Source organism: Mesorhizobium australicum WSM2073, from assembly GCF_000230995.2.
Lineage (GTDB): Bacteria > Pseudomonadota > Alphaproteobacteria > Rhizobiales > Rhizobiaceae > Mesorhizobium > Mesorhizobium australicum.
Genome location: NC_019973.1, coordinates 4933381 through 4948426 on the forward strand (window position 1 = coordinate 4933381; position 15046 = coordinate 4948426).

Here is a 15046-nt window from a genome sequence, read left to right on the forward strand (position 1 = left end):
GGGGCCTCCGTCGTGCGCAGAAAGTCAGTTCGAACAACTGAGAACGGCTAGCCTTCAGCCAAATCCCCCAAGGCATCGATCAATGGCCGAAGCCTGCCTTCGTAGTGCTTCCAACGCTTGACCGATGATTTGTAGATCGGCTGACGAACCTGCCAGTGGCTGAGGGTTCTGACGGAGCCAGCCCTTTCGAAGAAACGGAGGCAGGCGTCGTGCCACTCCAAACCCAGATGCTCCACAAGCCGACGGGACTGCCCCTCCTGGTCGGAAACAAGGTCTTCATAGCGATTCTCGAGAATGCGTCCCGGAAAAATCGACTTCCAATAGCGCATCAGGCGATCGTACTCGCGGTAGTAAAGCCCAAGCACCGCAAGGTCCGAATTATACTTATGCGCGTCGTTAAGATTCGAGGTGAAGCAAGAAAAACAATTATCAACGGGATCGCGTACGCAATGAACAATCCGTGCGTTAGGGAAGAGAAGGGCGATGAGGCCCACAAGTTCGAAATTGTGAGGCATCTTATCGACGATTCGCAATGCTTCGGGCGCGTTGAGACGCAAGCTGGATAGATATTCACCGGCGAGCGCCTTGGATTGCGTTCGCGTCATCGACATGACTGGTCGTCCCAATGGGCGTCCCGGCTGCAATTTAAGACCGTTGGCAACCGCGACTCGCCCCAGCTTGGAGTGTTCGCCCGCGCCGTGGACATCGGGATGGCTCGAGCAGATCTGTTCCGTCAGCGTCGTGCCAGAACGCGGCATTCCAAGCACGAATACAGGCGTCTCAGATGGATCACCATATCCCACCCTCGCCGCGAAGAACTCCGGATTGAACAGCTCGATCCACGCATCGACCTGTCGACCGTAGGATTCAATGTCAAAATCGAACCCCTTGTTCGTTGCGGCTCTGAGAAAATGGTCCATGGCCTCATCGTGGCGACCAAGATCATCCAAGACCTTACCGGCGGCCATATGAAGCTGGTAGGGCTCATCGGCGGGATTCGCCGTTTTTTGAAGCTCGTCCAGAATGGCTTTGAGCTCGGGTGGCTCGGCGGAGAATTTTCGAACCGCTACAAGCGTATTGTAGGACGACGGCACGCTCATGCGCCTGTCGATGCTCTCCTTCAGGCAAACCGTAGCTTCGTCCATGCGGCCGAGGGCAACGAGAGTATTCGCAAGGGCCGTCCGGACGAATGCGTTGTCGGGGTCAATTTCGAGCGCTTTTTCATAGAGCGGCACAGCCACGTCCGCCTTTTCGAACATGAAATATGCTTCGCCAAGTCGACGAAGAGCATCCGTGAGATCGGGCTTCAGCTCGCAGGCGCGCTGCAAATGATGAATCGCAAGCGGATAATCCGCGACCTTTAGAAAGGCCTCCCCCAGACTGAGCTGATAGTATGGATTTTTCGGCTCCTTCGCTGCCGCGCGGGCGAAATACTTGATCGCCAGTTCGTCGTCGAAACCGAGCCCCAGCGTGCCAAGAATGTAGAGGGCAAGCGCGTGATTGGGCGAGCGCGTCAGAACACGATGGCAGAGTTCTTCGGCTTCCGGCAGCCGTCCGGCTTTCTGTAGTTCCAGCGCTTGTCTAAGCAGCATGTCATCGGTTGGCCCAAGCAACGATCCAGGCTTAGCCGGTTGGGCGAAGGGTCTGGCCTTTTGCACTGGCTGTGCCTTGAGATGCTTGGACCAGGTTGGGGGCAGCCGTGAGTTCATCGTGCCTCGCTAGCAAAAACGGCCGACAGAATCCAGCATGGGATAGACCACCGGCCGTTGCCTGGAGACTTGCCAGAACTATTTGATACCGAAATCTTACTCCCCTACGCCTGCAGATCTGATCCAGTCCTGCACTCGCGTGCATCCACCCGCTTAACGGATTTAGGCCAGAGGGGCAGGACGTCTCGCGCAGCCACGGCCAAATCTCGACATCGTTCCGGCGCAAGCGTGCCAGACTAAGTCTCAGCCAAGTCTCCAAGGGCCTCAATCAGCGGCAGGATTGAACTTCCATAGCCCTTCCAGCGATTGACAGACGAGGTGTAGATCGGTTGTCGAACCTGCCAGCGGCTAAACGTGTTCACCGAACCTGGCTTGTCAAAGAAGCGCAGACAGGCGTCGTCCCAGGGCAGCCCCAGATGGTCGATCAAGCGGCGCGATTGCGCTTCCTGGTCGGAGACCATGTCCTCATAGCGGGTCTCAAGGATTTGGCCTGGAAAGACCTTATCCCAGTGCCGCATAAGCCGGTCGTATTCGCGATAATACAGTCCGAGCATATGGAGATCCGCGGTATAACTATTGTCCTCATTGAAACTCAGGAAATAACACGAGAGGCAGTTGTCGATAGCATCTCGACGGCAGTGAATAATGCGTGCCTTGGGAAACAGAAGCCTTATAAGGCCGATAAGTTCGAAATTATGCGGCAATTTGTCGACGATACGCTGGGCGTTGGGGGACCGTTGACGGATATGGGCAAGATAGTCTTCAGCCAAAGCCTTCGACTGATTCACCGTCATGGTCAGGATCGAGCTTCGCAATTCTTCGGGCGAGCGCGTTTTGGGCGCGAGACTGTTTGTGATGCGCCGGAGTTTTGTCAGCTCGCCAGCGCCATAAGCATCCAAGTGGCTCGCACAGATTTGCTCGGTCAAAGTGGTGCCTGAACGTGGCATGCCAAGCACGAAGACAGGCACTTCCGAAGAGCTTCCATGTCCTGTCTTGGCGGCCAACATCTCGGGGCTGAACAGTTCGATCAAGAAATCGATGCCGCGGCGGTAAGCCTCAAGGTCAAAGCCGCGGGTCGAGCGCTTTGCCTGCTGAAAATGGCCCATCGCCTCGTCATAGCGCCTGATATCGTTGAGCACCTTCCCGGCCGCGTAGTGGAGTTGTTGTATGCTTTTGTTATCAAGCGCCGGATTCTTCAGTTCAGCCAGAATGGATTTTAACTCCGTCGGCTCTTCCTTGAATTTTCGTATGCCGACCAGGCCGTTGTAAGCAGCGGCGACATCCTGGCCACGGGCGATCGCCTCTTTCATGTAGTTTGCCGCCTCATCCATCCGGCCGAGGCTTACAAGCGCGTTGGCCAACCCTATTCGGATAGCGGAACGGCCGCCATCGATCTTGAGCGCTTTCTCATAGAGGGGCACCGCGAGGTCGGCTTTGCCGAATCCGGTGTAGGCGCGGCCCAGCGCATAAAGCGCCTCGACCCAGTCGGCCTTCAATTCGCAAGCACGCTCGAAATGCCTGATTGCATCCGTATGCTCGCCGACTTTCAAATAGGTTTCACCCAGGGTCAGATGGTAATGCGGATTTTGAGGTGCCTCCTTCACTGCCCGCTCAAAACATCGAATGGCCATCTCGTCGTCCAGACCGAGCGCAAAGGTTCCAAGCAGATACAAGGCAAGGGGGTGTCGCGGGTTGCGAGCCAGGACGCGCTGACATAGCGCCTCCGCCTCCACCAACCTATTTGCCTGCTGAAGCTGAACCGCCTGCCTGAGCAGCGCGTCATCAGCTCGGGCCTGCGATAGCGGATTCGCTTTCGGTTGCGCGATTTTTGGCTGCTGGTTTTTTGGCCCAGATGAAGTTTTAAGATGCTTGGACCAAGCGGGCGGCAATCGATTGCTCATCCTGTCTGGCTAGCAAAAAGAGGTGGCCGAATCCAGCACGACATATTGCTGCCTGGGAGCAACTTGCGCCAACCATCCGGTCACGTTAGCAAGAAGGCCCCTTCCAAGCGAGCTTCCGACATGCCTGTGCGCCCTGCCCTCTCACCACTCATCGCCGCGCTTCCGTCGACCGTGCCGTTTGTCGGTCCCGAAGCGCAGCAGCGTGAGCGCGGGCGCGCTTTCCGTGCCCGCATCGGCGCCAATGAGAGCAGTTTTGGCCCCTCGCCGCGCGTGATCGCCCGCATGGAGAGCGTCGCGCGCGACCAGTGGATGTATTGCGACCCCGACAATTACGATCTGAAGGTCGCGGCTGCGGCGCATCACCATGTGGCGGTCGAAAATATCGTTGTCGGCGAAGGCATTGACGGTCTGCTCAGCCTGGTGGCGCGCATGTACGTGGCGCCTGGCGATGCCGTGGTCACCTCGCTCGGCGCCTATCCGACCTTCAACTTCCACATTGCCGGTGTCGGCGGCCGGCTGGTGACCGTCCCTTACGAGAATGACAGGGAAAGCCTGGACGGTCTGCTCGCGGCAGTCGTCAGGGAGAAGGCGCCGCTGGTCTATCTGTCCAACCCGGACAATCCGATGGGCAGTTGGTGGGAAGCCGACGAGGTCATCCGCTTCATCGAAGCCTTGCCGGAAACCACCATGCTGGTGCTCGACGAAGCCTATGGCGAATTGGGACCAGCCTCGGCCCTGCCGCCGATCGACATCTCGCGGCCGAACGTCATCCGTATGCGAACCTTTTCGAAGGCCTATGGACTTGCCGGAATACGCTGCGGCTATGCCGTCGCGGAGACGCAAGTGATCAGCGACTTCGAGAAGATCCGCAACCACTATGGTGTCAGCCGCATGGCGCAGATCGCCGGCGTCGAGGCGCTCGCCGACCAGGCCTATCTCGAGACGGTGGTGGCCCAGGTCGCCGCCGGACGTCGGCGCATTGCCGATATCGCCGAACAGAACGGGTTGAAGCCGCTCGCCTCGGCGACCAATTTCGTCACCATCGACTGCGGCCATGACGGTGCTTTTGCCCTGAAAGTGCTGCAGGGGCTGTTGTCGCGCGACGTCTTCATCCGCAAGCCGATGGCGCCACGGCTCGACCACTGCATCCGCGTCAGTGTCGGTCTCGCCCACGAACTGGACATCTTCGCCGAGGAATTGCCTGGCGCCTTGGCAGCGGCGCGCGGAAACTAGGGCACTTCGCGGCGCTCGGGAGCCATCGCGGCGCCGAGCAGATGTCCGGCACGCGCCAGCACATCCGACAATTCCGCGGCTTCCCTGTCATTCAAGCCCGCGGTCAGCGGGCCAGATCACGATCCGTGGCCGCATGAAGTGCCGCAAGCGCGGCCTGGCCGCGCGCGGTGAGCGAAAGAACGCGCGGCCGGAGTAGCGCGGGATCGGTACACATCTCGGTCAGGCCGGCGGCAGAAAATTTGGAACGGAGGCCCTCGATTTTCATCGCGGTCACCGTTTCAACCGTTGCCTTCGTTCGATGCTGCGCCAGACTCTATGGAACGGGAGCGAGCCCATGAATGATCGGAAAAGGGCAGTGCAGGCGCACATATACGGCACGGTCCAAGGGGTCGGCTACAGGGCGTGGATGCGCGATGAAGCGACAAGGCTCGGGCTGTTGGGCTGGGTGCGCAACGAAAGAGACCGCTCGGTGACGGCATGGCTTACCGGCGCCGACGCGGCGATTGCGGCCATGATTGAACGGCTTCGGCAAGGCCCGCCGGGCGCGGCTGTCTCGCGCATCGACGTGGAAGAGCTGGAGACCTGGGCCACGCCTGGAGATTTCAGGATCATCGGATAGACGGATTTCCGCCTGCTTGAATTAATTGAACGTTTGTTTTATTATTCTGCCGTCAACGAGGCGACGATGGCGCGCACCACAGGGTCAGACGGCGAGCGAACCGAAGCGGCAGTCCGTGAAGCGGCGGCCACCCTGATTGCGCGTTACGGTTATGAAGCAATGTCGATGCGCCAGCTGGCCGCCGAGGTCGGCGTGCAGGCGGCCGCGCTCTATCGCTATTTTCCGACCAAGGAAGACCTGCTGTTCACGCTGATGCGCGACCATATGCAAGCGCTTCGCGAGGCCTGGGAGCGTTCCAGGCCGGCCGACGCGGATCCGGTGCGGCAGCTTGCCGCCTATGTGCGCAACCACATCGCCTTTCATATCGGGCGCCGCCACGCCACGCATGTGTCGAACATGGAATTGCGCAGCCTGTCGCCCGACAGGCTGACACAGATCCTGCGCATGCGCACGGCCTACGAAAAGGACCTGCGTTCGATCCTGCGCGATGGCGCCGAGGCGGGTATTTTCCGCATCGAGGACACCGGCCTGACGGCCATGGCTCTGATCCAGATGATGACCGGCGTCATCGTCTGGTTCCGGCCGCGCGAGCGATTGTCGATCGCCGAAGTCACGCAGACATACCTTTCGATGACAATGCGCCTGGTCGGCGCAAACATCGGCATTGGTACCGGGGAGGAACGGCATGTACACGAACACGCTCAGCTTCGGGCATGATGAGGACGTCGAGGCGTTGCGCGACCTGGTGCGCCGCTTCGCCCAGGACAGAATCGCGCCGATAGCCGCTGACATCGATCGCGAGAACGAATTCCCGGCGTATCTATGGGGAGAACTCGGCAGTCTTGGCCTGCTCGGCATAACCGCCGATCCCGATTTCGGCGGCAGCGGCATGGGCTATCTCGCCCACGTGATCGCGGTCGAGGAGATTTCGCGCGCCTCGGCATCGGTCGGCCTTTCCTACGGCGCCCACTCCAATCTCTGCGTCAACCAGATCAACCGCTGGGCAACGCCGGCACAGAAGGAAAAATACCTGCCGCCGCTATGTTCGGGCGAGCACGTCGGCGCGCTGGCCATGTCGGAGCCCGGCGCCGGCTCCGACGTGGTGTCGCTCAAGTTGCGCGCCGAAAAGCGCAATGACCGCTATGTGCTCAACGGCACCAAGATGTGGATCACCAACGGCCCCGATGCCGAAACGCTGGTCGTCTACGCCAAAACCGACCCGGACCGGAAATCGCGCGGCATCACCGCCTTCATCGTCGAAAAGGCGATGCCGGGGTTTTCGGTGGCGCAGAAACTCGACAAGCTCGGCATGCGGGGGTCCAACACCGGCGAACTGGTCTTTTCAGACGTCGAGGTGCCGTTCGGCAATGTGCTGCACGAGGAAGGACGCGGCGTCGAGGTGCTGATGTCCGGCCTCGACTATGAGCGCACCGTGCTTGCCGGCGGCCCGATCGGCCTGATGGCGGCCTGCCTCGACGTAGCGATCCCCTATGTTCACGAGCGCAAGCAGTTCGGCCAGCCGATCGGGGAATTCCAGCTGGTGCAAGGCAAGCTTGCCGACATGTATACGGCGATGAACGCCGCGCGTGCCTACGTGTACGCCGTCGCCGCCGCCTGCGACCGCGGCCAGACCAGCCGCAAGGATGCAGCCGGATGCGTGCTGTTCGCCGCCGAGAAAGCGACGCAGATGGCACTCGACGCGATCCAGCTGCTTGGCGGCAACGGCTATATCAACGACTATCCGACCGGCCGGCTTTTGCGCGACGCGAAGCTCTACGAGATCGGCGCCGGCACCAGCGAGATCCGTCGCTGGCTGATCGGCCGCGAGATCATGGCGGAGGGGGTGTAGCATGGCTATCCTCCAAACCCAGATCTCGCCCTCCTCCGAAACCTTCCGTGCCAATGCCGAGCGCATGCGCGCGCTGGTTGCCGACATCGCTGAAAAGGCCAGGACAGTCGAGCGCGGCGGCTCGGATGAGGCCCGCGATCGCCATGTCGGTCGTGGCAAGCTGCTGCCGCGCGAACGCCTGGCGCAATTGCTGGACACCGGTTCGCCCTTCCTCGAGATCGGCCAGTTCGCGGCATGGTCCATGTATGGCGAGGAGATTGCGTCGGCCGGCCTGATCGCCGGCATCGGCCGCGTCGAGGGCACCGAGGTGATGGTCGTTGTCAACGACGCCACGGTGAAGGGCGGCACCTACTATCCGCTGACGGTGAAGAAGCATCTGCGCGCGCAGGAGATCGCGCTGCAGAACAATTTGCCATGCGTCTATCTGGTCGACAGCGGCGGCGCCAATCTGCCCAACCAGGACGAGGTCTTTCCCGACCGCGAGCATTTCGGCCGCATCTTCTACAACCAGGCCAACATGTCGGCTGCCGGCGTTCCGCAGATCGCCTGCGTCATGGGCTCCTGCACCGCTGGCGGCGCCTATGTGCCGGCGATGTCGGACGAGACGATCATGGTGCGCAACCAGGCGACCATCTTCCTCGGCGGACCGCCGCTGGTGAAGGCGGCCACCGGCGAAGACGTCAGCGCCGAGGAATTGGGCGGCGCGGATGTACACACCAGGCTTTCCGGCGTCGCCGATCACTATGCGCTGGACGACGAACACGCGCTCGCCATTTGCCGGCGCATCATCAAGAACCTGAATCGGAACAAGGCTGTAAGCCTGAGCTTACAGAAAGCTCATCAGCCGCTTCATCCCGCGGATGAGCTCTATGGCATCGTCCCGACCGACCTGCGCCAGCCCTATGACGTGCGCGAGGTGATCGCGCGCATCGTCGACGGCTCCGAATTCGATGAGTTCAAGCAGAACTACGGCACCACGCTGATCACCGGTTTCGCCCACCTCCATGGCATGCCGGTCGGCGTCATCGCCAACAATGGCGTGCTGTTTTCCGAAAGCGCGCTGAAGGGCGCGCACTTCATCGAGTTGTGCTGTCAGCGCAAGATTCCGCTGGTTTTCCTTCAGAATATCACCGGCTTTATGGTCGGCCGCAAATACGAGGCGGGCGGCATCGCCAAGGACGGCGCCAAGCTGGTGATGGCGGTGGCGACCGCCAGGGTGCCGAAGGTGACCGTCATCATCGGCGGTTCGTTCGGCGCCGGCAACTACGGCATGTGCGGCCGCGCCTACTCACCGCGCTTCCTGTGGATGTGGCCGAACGCGCGCATCTCGGTGATGGGCGGCGAACAGGCGGCAACCGTGCTCGCCATGGTCAAGCGCGAAGGCATCGAGCGAAAGGGCGGCGAGTGGAGCGCCGAGGAGGAAGCGAAATTCAAGAAGCCGATCCTGATGAAATACGAGCATGAGGGCCATCCGCTCTACTCGTCCGCCCGCCTCTGGGACGACGGCATCATCGATCCGGCCAGGACACGCGAGGTGCTGGCGCTCAGCCTTTCCGCGTCGCTCAACGCCGAGATCGAGGAGACACGCTTCGGCGTGTTCAGGATGTGAGATGAGCAAGGCCCAAGACAGGATCCGCATCCACACCGGCGACATCACGAAGCTGGATGTCGACGCCATCGTCAATGCTGCCAACACCTCGCTTCTCGGCGGCGGTGGAGTCGATGGCGCCATCCACCGCGCGGCGGGTCGTGAGCTCGAATTCGAGTGCCGGATGCTCAATGGCTGCAAGGTCGGCGATGCCAAGATAACCAGCGGTTACAAGCTGCCGGCTCGACATGTCATCCATACTGTCGGGCCGGTCTGGCAGGGCGGCGGTAAGGGCGAAGCCGAGCTGCTGGCGTCCTGTTACCGGCGTTCGCTTGACATAGCCGTCGCCAATGATTGCCGCTCAGTGGCGTTCCCAGCCATCTCGACCGGTGTATACCGCTATCCGAAAGATGACGCGACCGAAATCGCCGTCTATGAGGTCAATGACTTCATCAAGCACAACGCGCTTCCCGAAATCGTTGTTTTCTGCTGCTTCGACGAAGCGATGGCGGAACTATACCGACAACATCTTGCAACATTGGGTGGAGATTGAATTTTATAGGCCAGGCCTTTCGTTCGCTCACGAAATCGCGAGCTCATCCCGCAGCTCTGGCGGCGCCGGAGAATATTCGCTATCGCTCGTCCTGCACTTTGCAATGGGGATGGGGTGAGAATGGAACGGAAATATTCACGGAATGCGTCTACTTTAATACTTTCGGCATTGCTGCTAACCGCCGCGCATGGCGCGGGCGTGGCCGGATCGCTGGCGGGAAGCGAGGGAGACAAGCGTTTCCCGCCCTATTTGCCACGAAATTTGAAAGATCCATGTACCAAGACCTACAAGGCCTATGTGGCGGCCGGCGGCCATTCGGCCTACGCCACCACGCCTTATGCCCGGATCATGTCATCATACATAATCTGCGGCGGGCATCTGAACGCGCCGTCACAAAAGGCAGCGGAAGAACTGGCTATGAAATCCTGTCTGGCCACGCGCGCGCACTACAAGGTAACCACCGGCGGCGCCTGCGAGATCGCCGCTTCGAAATAGGCCGGCGCCTACCAAAATGGCGCCGCCCGATACTGACCCGGGAGGCTCCATGTTCAGCAAAATCCTGATCGCCAATCGGGGCGAGATCGCTTGCCGCGTCATCCGCACGGCTCGCAAGCTGGGCGTGCACACTGTCGCCGTCTATTCGGATGCCGACGCGAGATCCCTGCATGTCGAGATGGCCGACGAGGCGGTCCATATCGGTCCTTCGCCCGTCGGCGAGAGCTATCTGCGCGGTGACAGGATTGTCGCCGCGGCCCTGGCCACGGGTGCGCAGGCCATCCATCCCGGTTACGGCTTCCTGTCGGAAAACCCCGATTTCGTCGACCAGGTGGTGGCGGCCGGCCTCATTTTCATCGGCCCGTCGGCGACCTCGATCCGCGCCATGGGGCTGAAGGACGCCGCCAAGCGGCTGATGGAAAAAGCCGGCGTTCCGGTCGTTCCGGGCTATCATGGCGAGGCACAGGAAATCGTGCTGCTTGCGTCAAAGGCCCGCGAGATCGGCTATCCCGTGCTGATCAAGGCGCGCGCTGGCGGCGGCGGCAAGGGCATGCGCCGCGTCGAGCATCCCGATGACTTTTCCGAGGCACTCTCCAGCGCCCGGCGCGAAGCAAAGGCCGCTTTCGGCGACGACCGCGTGCTGGTCGAGAAATATGTCGACAAGCCGCGCCATATCGAAGTGCAGGTGTTCGGCGACAATTTCGGCAATGCGGTGCATCTCTACGAGCGCGACTGTTCGGCGCAACGCCGCCATCAGAAGGTAATCGAGGAGGCCCCCGCCCCCGGCATGACGCCGGCTTTGCGCAAGGCAATGACCGAGGCGGCGGTAAAAGCCGCCAAGGCAATCAACTACTCCGGCGCCGGCACCATCGAATTCATCGTCGACGCCTCGCAAGGCCTCGAGGCCGATCGCTTCTGGTTCATGGAAATGAACACCCGGCTGCAGGTAGAGCATCCGGTCACCGAGATGGTCACCGGCACCGATCTCGTCGAATGGCAGTTACGGGTCGCCAGCGGCGAAAAACTGCCGAAGACACAGAGCGAGATCACGCTTTGCGGCCATGCTTTCGAGGCGCGCATCTATGCCGAGGATGCGGCCAAGGGGTTTCTGCCGGCGACAGGCACGCTGCACCACCTTAGATTTCCGGACGTTGTCCCCGAAGGCGCCGCGATGCGCATCGAGACCGGCGTGCGGGCTGGCGATGCCATCTCGCCCTACTACGACCCGATGATCGCGAAGCTGGTCGTTCATGCCGGAGACAGACGGCAGGCGCTGGAAGCGCTCCGCACCGCGCTCGCGCAAACCGAGATTGCCGGCTCCACCGTCAACACCGCTTTTCTTGCCGCTCTTGCCGCCGATCCGGATTTTGCGGCTGAAGACATCGATACCGGCCTGATCGGCAGACACCAGGAGGCGTTGACGGCGGTCGCACCGCCGACCGGCGAGATCATCTCGGCTGCCGCCATGGCGGCCTCGGGTGCCGGAGCATTGCCGCCATCGAACGACCCATGGTCGGCACTCGCCGGCTATGCGCATTTCCACGGCGTGGCGCGGCGCATGCGGCTGACGTTCGGCGATGAAGCCATTCAGGCAAAGATTTCAGTGCGATCGGACGGGCGCTTCCAGGTGGCGCTCGATGCGCCTTATGACAGCACCAGTTCGCATGATATTCGCGCCGTTCCCCGCCTCGCCCGCTGGCCTGGCCACATCACGGTGTTCGAAGGCGCCGTCGGCTATACTTTCGCGGTGCCGGACCCCTTGGCCAGGAGCGATGAAGCGGCCGCCGCCACCGGCAGCCTGCGCGCGCCGATGCCGGGCCTGGTCAAGCTTGTGCGCGTGGCGAAAGGCGACGCTGTGATCAAAGGGCAACCTCTGCTGATCCTCGAGGCGATGAAGATGGAGCACACCATCGCCGCCCCGCATGACGGGGTGATCGCCGAGATCGCCGGGGAAGGCGCACAGGTCACCGACGGCGCGGTGCTGGTGCGGTTCGCCGAGGACCAGAACGCATGCACCGCGGCCGCCGGCGGATAGAAGGAGCGACCGCAAACTGAAATGGCCGGGACGAAACCGGCCATTCCCTTGGATTACCCGAGTGCCAGGGCGATTACTGCGCGATCGGCGCGTACTTGCCGTCATGCCACTGGTTGATGTCGTAGCTGGCATTCTTGAGGTCGCCCTTCTCGTCGAAGGTGACGTCGCCGACAACGGTGCTGATCGCCGTGCCATTCTTCAGCGCCTCGGCAACCTTGGCCGGATCGTCGCTGCCGGCACGCTTGATGCCTTCGGCGAATGCCTGGACCACGGCATAGGAGAACAGCGTGAAGCCTTCCGGCACGAAGCCGCCGGCCTTGATCTTCTCGACGGCTGCCTTGGCTTCCGGCTTTGCCTGCGGATCCGATGGGAACACGAACATCGTGCCCTCGCCGGCCGGGCCGGCAACCTGCCAGAATTCCGGCGAAGCGATCGAGTCCGGCATGATCAGCTGGAACTTGAAATTCTGTTCCGCCGACTGACGCAGGATCAGGCCAGCTTCAGGATGATAACCGCCGAAATAGACGACATCGGCCTTGAGATCCTTCAGCTTGGTGACAAGCGCCGAATAGTCCTTCTCGCCGGGGTTGATGGCGTCATAATAGACCTCCTTGAGGCCACCGGCATTCATGGTCGCCTTGACGGCATCAGCCACGCCCTGGCCGTAAGCGCTCTTGTCGTGCAGGATGACGACGTTCTTGCCGGCGTATTTCTTGGCGATCCACGGGCCGATGAAGGCGCCCTGCGCGTCGTCACGCGTGTAGAGACGCATGATTGTCGACCAGCCGGCCTTGGCGGCCGCATCGGTCAGCACCGGGTTCGAGGAAGCCGGGCTCATCATCAGGGCGCCGGCTTCGGCATAGACCGCCGAGGCCGGAATGCTGGAACCCGAGCAGGCATGCCCGTCGATGAACTTGACGCTGTTGGCGACGATGCGATTGGCGACCGACACCGCCTGCTTGGGATCGCACTGGTCGTCCTCGATGTCGAGCTTGATCTGGGAACCGTTGACGCCGCCAGCCGCGTTGATGGCGTCGGCGGCGGCCTGTGCGCCCTGCTTGAACTGATCGCCGATGGTGGCGAGCTGTCCGGTCATCGGGCCGACCACCGAGATGGTGATGTCATCGGCGAACGCGACCGGCGCGCTCATCATCAGGCCGAAAATGGCCGCGCTCAAAACACTCATTTTTTTCATGACAATAGAACTCCTCCACTCACGCGCGGCCGCCCGGCCGCGCTTCTTCCAGAGAGGCGGGACAATTTCATCCTTCATCGGACCTGTCTAGGCGCATTGGCGCCACTCGATTGGGCCTGCGCGGCCTCATCCACGCAAAAAGCCACGCCAGCCTTGTTCCGGCCGGTCGTGGCTTTTTTTGCCGGTCAGGCTGTTTCCCCGGCGCCCCCGCGCTGTGAACCCAACCCACCTTCCCTGTCTTCATGTTGGCCATGATCCTTCCGAAAACCGGAGTCTTCGGGATCATGGTCCGTTGCGCGGCTTGGACCTGTCGGCGTGCCGCATTCTCGTTGTCGATGGCCGTGGCCTGGCTGTCTGCGCAGCCTTTTCCCTGTTGGCCCGACCGTCTTTCTGCGGTCTTGGCCGGAGCGTCCCCGTCTGGCGGAACTCAGTGCATGGTCATCCATTCGCGGGCTTCGCGCAGCGCCTTGGCGATCTCGACCTTCGACATGGCCGCCGAGAGTTCCGAGCGCAACTCGGCGGCGCGGGCCGATCCCTTGATGGCGGCGATGTTGAACCATTTGTGGGCGGCAACGACGTCGGTTTCGCAATCGCGGCCGGTCGCATACATCATGCCCAATTCGAAAAGAATGTCGGCTTGGGCAGTTGCCCCCATGGCGCCGAAGCCTGCTTCAAGCATTTCAAAACGTGCCATTTTTAGTCCCCTGTCTGGCTCCCGAGAGCTGCCTCCGTTCGTCTTGTCCGGGCCGCTCTTTCGATGCTTTCGAGAATGCCGCGCAGGCTTGAATCCGTCGTTAAATGGCGTGCTTAATTTGAGGAAAACAAAGCTAAAACAAGAGGTAAACGCGAAAATTCGTTAAGGATACGAAGCCAGCAATTCAGCTGGTTTTCGCCAAATTTGCCGAAAATTTTCGAGCGCGCGGTCAACACTCTGCTAACCCTAGAAAGCAAACACGAGGCGCTGGTCGTTTTCATTTCCGGGCCGACAGGGCGAATTCAGGCGCTTTCGAAATGCCAAAACCTTCCGTCGCGGCACCGCTTTCGTTTTGACGGAAGCTGGATTAGCTTACGTTTGCGTAAGCGGCAGACCGGCGAGGCGGAGCATTCGGCCGGCTATCCAAAGGGAGGAAGACATGTCTCGAAAAGTGAGCCTGGCCCTGGCGGCCACTTTGATCCTGAGCGGCGCGGCGTGGGCCGATCCGATCGAGGGCAACTGGAAAACGCAAGCCGGCGACACCGCTGCCATTTCAGGCAGCAGCTCGTTCTCCATCACGCTCAAATCAGGCAAATATGCCGGCAAGACCATCGGCTCGCTCAAGGCGGCCGGCGACAACAAATACACCGGCAACATCACCGATCCGGCAAATGACAAGACCTATTCGGGCAAGGCAACCTTGTCGGGCGACTCGCTCAAGATGAGCGGTTGCGTGCTCGGCGGACTGATCTGCAAGAGCCAGACCTGGCACAAACTCTAAGCGACCATTTCCGTGTGATCTCTAAACGGGGCCTGGTGGGCCCCGTTTTCGTTCTGTCGATGAGCAGGCAGCGCTCGGTCGGCATTCTGGTTGCCGCAACCCAGTCAACATCCCTTCAATCAATTTGAACGGCAGATGAACGCCGGCATCAGAGCCGGTTCAGAGGCGTCAGGGCATTCTCATGCGTGTTGAAGGAGACACGGACCCAATGCTTGCTCGCCGCTTCACCATCGTCTGCCTGCTGATGAGCCTGTTTGGAATGTTCTTCGCCATCCTTGTCGCCGAAGCGGGCCGTTCCCCGCGCTCCTGGGACGGCGCCACCAGAATGTGCCATCTCGCCTGCCTGACCGATTTTCGTCACTGAAGCAGAGAACCCGGACCTCGAAAAGAAAAG

General features: G+C 61.1%; 15 protein-coding genes. 10 read left to right on the plus strand and 5 right to left on the minus strand.

Annotated features, from left to right (window positions below):
* Positions 1-47: 47 nt before the first annotated feature.
* Entirely contained in the window at positions 48-1709 is a 1662-nt protein-coding gene (locus MESAU_RS23895; RefSeq protein ID WP_015318592.1) for a tetratricopeptide repeat-containing sulfotransferase family protein, read from the minus strand.
* A gap of 236 nt (positions 1710-1945) precedes the next feature.
* Positions 1946-3610 (minus strand): tetratricopeptide repeat-containing sulfotransferase family protein, encoded by a 1665-nt coding sequence (locus MESAU_RS23900; protein ID WP_015318593.1) that lies wholly within the window; start codon positions 3608-3610, stop codon positions 1946-1948.
* 120 nt (positions 3611-3730) lie between these two features.
* Between MESAU_RS23900 and MESAU_RS23905 the strand changes: the two genes are divergently transcribed.
* A complete protein-coding gene (locus MESAU_RS23905) occupies positions 3731-4843 on the plus strand; it encodes a pyridoxal phosphate-dependent aminotransferase (RefSeq protein WP_015318594.1) in 1113 nt (370 codons plus the stop codon).
* Between the two features lie 103 nt (positions 4844-4946).
* On the opposite strand, the gene MESAU_RS31675 is transcribed toward MESAU_RS23905, so the two are convergent.
* On the minus strand, positions 4947-5108 hold the full coding sequence (locus tag MESAU_RS31675) for a hypothetical protein (RefSeq protein ID WP_174361971.1): 162 nt from the start codon (positions 5106-5108) through the stop codon (positions 4947-4949).
* A 69-nt stretch (positions 5109-5177) separates the two neighbouring features.
* Between MESAU_RS31675 and MESAU_RS23915 the strand changes: the two genes are divergently transcribed.
* The 7 genes from MESAU_RS23915 to MESAU_RS23945 all read left to right on the plus strand — a co-directional run bounded on the left by MESAU_RS23915 (position 5178) and on the right by MESAU_RS23945 (position 11982).
* Complete coding sequence (locus tag MESAU_RS23915) at positions 5178-5462, plus strand: acylphosphatase (RefSeq protein WP_015318595.1); 285 nt, start codon at positions 5178-5180, stop codon at positions 5460-5462.
* Between the two features lie 66 nt (positions 5463-5528).
* Entirely contained in the window at positions 5529-6179 is a 651-nt protein-coding gene (locus tag MESAU_RS23920; protein ID WP_015318596.1) for a TetR/AcrR family transcriptional regulator, read from the plus strand.
* The gene (locus tag MESAU_RS23925; RefSeq protein ID WP_015318597.1) at positions 6148-7311 is read left to right on the plus strand and encodes an isovaleryl-CoA dehydrogenase; all 1164 of its coding nucleotides are present in this window, start codon (positions 6148-6150) and stop codon (positions 7309-7311) included. Before MESAU_RS23920 ends, MESAU_RS23925 begins: the two co-directional genes overlap by 32 nt.
* 1 nt (position 7312) lies before the next feature.
* Positions 7313-8920, plus strand: coding sequence for a carboxyl transferase domain-containing protein (locus MESAU_RS23930; RefSeq protein ID WP_015318598.1), 1608 nt, complete (start codon positions 7313-7315; stop codon positions 8918-8920).
* Position 8921: 1 nt separating this feature from the next.
* Complete coding sequence (locus MESAU_RS23935; RefSeq protein ID WP_015318599.1) at positions 8922-9452, plus strand: O-acetyl-ADP-ribose deacetylase; 531 nt, start codon at positions 8922-8924, stop codon at positions 9450-9452.
* Between the two features lie 120 nt (positions 9453-9572).
* The gene (locus MESAU_RS23940; RefSeq protein WP_015318600.1) at positions 9573-9947 is read left to right on the plus strand and encodes a hypothetical protein; all 375 of its coding nucleotides are present in this window, start codon (positions 9573-9575) and stop codon (positions 9945-9947) included.
* Positions 9948-9996: 49 nt separating this feature from the next.
* Positions 9997-11982 (plus strand): acetyl-CoA carboxylase biotin carboxylase subunit, encoded by a 1986-nt coding sequence (locus tag MESAU_RS23945; protein WP_015318601.1) that lies wholly within the window; start codon positions 9997-9999, stop codon positions 11980-11982.
* A gap of 73 nt (positions 11983-12055) precedes the next feature.
* Here the strand turns inward: MESAU_RS23945 and MESAU_RS23950 are convergent, their stop codons facing one another.
* Positions 12056-13177: a branched-chain amino acid ABC transporter substrate-binding protein gene (locus MESAU_RS23950; RefSeq protein ID WP_015318602.1), complete on the minus strand. Its 1122-nt coding sequence runs from the start codon at positions 13175-13177 to the stop codon at positions 12056-12058.
* Positions 13178-13604: 427 nt separating this feature from the next.
* Positions 13605-13871 carry an SEL1-like repeat protein gene (locus tag MESAU_RS23955; RefSeq protein ID WP_010915070.1) on the minus strand — a complete coding sequence of 89 codons (267 nt, stop codon included), beginning with the start codon at positions 13869-13871 and terminating at the stop codon, positions 13605-13607.
* A 439-nt stretch (positions 13872-14310) separates the two neighbouring features.
* Between MESAU_RS23955 and MESAU_RS23960 the strand changes: the two genes are divergently transcribed.
* The gene (locus tag MESAU_RS23960; RefSeq protein ID WP_015318603.1) at positions 14311-14652 is read left to right on the plus strand and encodes a DUF2147 domain-containing protein; all 342 of its coding nucleotides are present in this window, start codon (positions 14311-14313) and stop codon (positions 14650-14652) included.
* Between the two features lie 208 nt (positions 14653-14860).
* The gene (locus tag MESAU_RS31565; RefSeq protein ID WP_015318604.1) at positions 14861-15016 is read left to right on the plus strand and encodes a hypothetical protein; all 156 of its coding nucleotides are present in this window, start codon (positions 14861-14863) and stop codon (positions 15014-15016) included.
* Positions 15017-15046 lie beyond the last annotated feature (30 nt).

What these genes read in the sequence shown, in the direction of transcription:
- MESAU_RS23895 (WP_015318592.1), bottom strand. Translation starts at nt 1,709, where the DNA reads ATGAACTCACGGCTGCCCCCAACCTGGTCCAAGCATCTCAAGGCACAG.
- MESAU_RS23900 (WP_015318593.1), bottom strand. Translation starts at nt 3,610, where the DNA reads ATGAGCAATCGATTGCCGCCCGCTTGGTCCAAGCATCTTAAAACTTCA.
- MESAU_RS23905 (WP_015318594.1), top strand. Translation starts at nt 3,731, where the DNA reads ATGCCTGTGCGCCCTGCCCTCTCACCACTCATCGCCGCGCTTCCGTCG.
- MESAU_RS31675 (WP_174361971.1), bottom strand. Translation starts at nt 5,108, where the DNA reads ATGAAAATCGAGGGCCTCCGTTCCAAATTTTCTGCCGCCGGCCTGACC.
- MESAU_RS23915 (WP_015318595.1), top strand. Translation starts at nt 5,178, where the DNA reads ATGAATGATCGGAAAAGGGCAGTGCAGGCGCACATATACGGCACGGTC.
- MESAU_RS23920 (WP_015318596.1), top strand. Translation starts at nt 5,529, where the DNA reads ATGGCGCGCACCACAGGGTCAGACGGCGAGCGAACCGAAGCGGCAGTC.
- MESAU_RS23925 (WP_015318597.1), top strand. Translation starts at nt 6,148, where the DNA reads ATGTACACGAACACGCTCAGCTTCGGGCATGATGAGGACGTCGAGGCG.
- MESAU_RS23930 (WP_015318598.1), top strand. Translation starts at nt 7,313, where the DNA reads ATGGCTATCCTCCAAACCCAGATCTCGCCCTCCTCCGAAACCTTCCGT.
- MESAU_RS23935 (WP_015318599.1), top strand. Translation starts at nt 8,922, where the DNA reads ATGAGCAAGGCCCAAGACAGGATCCGCATCCACACCGGCGACATCACG.
- MESAU_RS23940 (WP_015318600.1), top strand. Translation starts at nt 9,573, where the DNA reads ATGGAACGGAAATATTCACGGAATGCGTCTACTTTAATACTTTCGGCA.
- MESAU_RS23945 (WP_015318601.1), top strand. Translation starts at nt 9,997, where the DNA reads ATGTTCAGCAAAATCCTGATCGCCAATCGGGGCGAGATCGCTTGCCGC.
- MESAU_RS23950 (WP_015318602.1), bottom strand. Translation starts at nt 13,177, where the DNA reads ATGAAAAAAATGAGTGTTTTGAGCGCGGCCATTTTCGGCCTGATGATG.
- MESAU_RS23955 (WP_010915070.1), bottom strand. Translation starts at nt 13,871, where the DNA reads ATGGCACGTTTTGAAATGCTTGAAGCAGGCTTCGGCGCCATGGGGGCA.
- MESAU_RS23960 (WP_015318603.1), top strand. Translation starts at nt 14,311, where the DNA reads ATGTCTCGAAAAGTGAGCCTGGCCCTGGCGGCCACTTTGATCCTGAGC.
- MESAU_RS31565 (WP_015318604.1), top strand. Translation starts at nt 14,861, where the DNA reads ATGCTTGCTCGCCGCTTCACCATCGTCTGCCTGCTGATGAGCCTGTTT.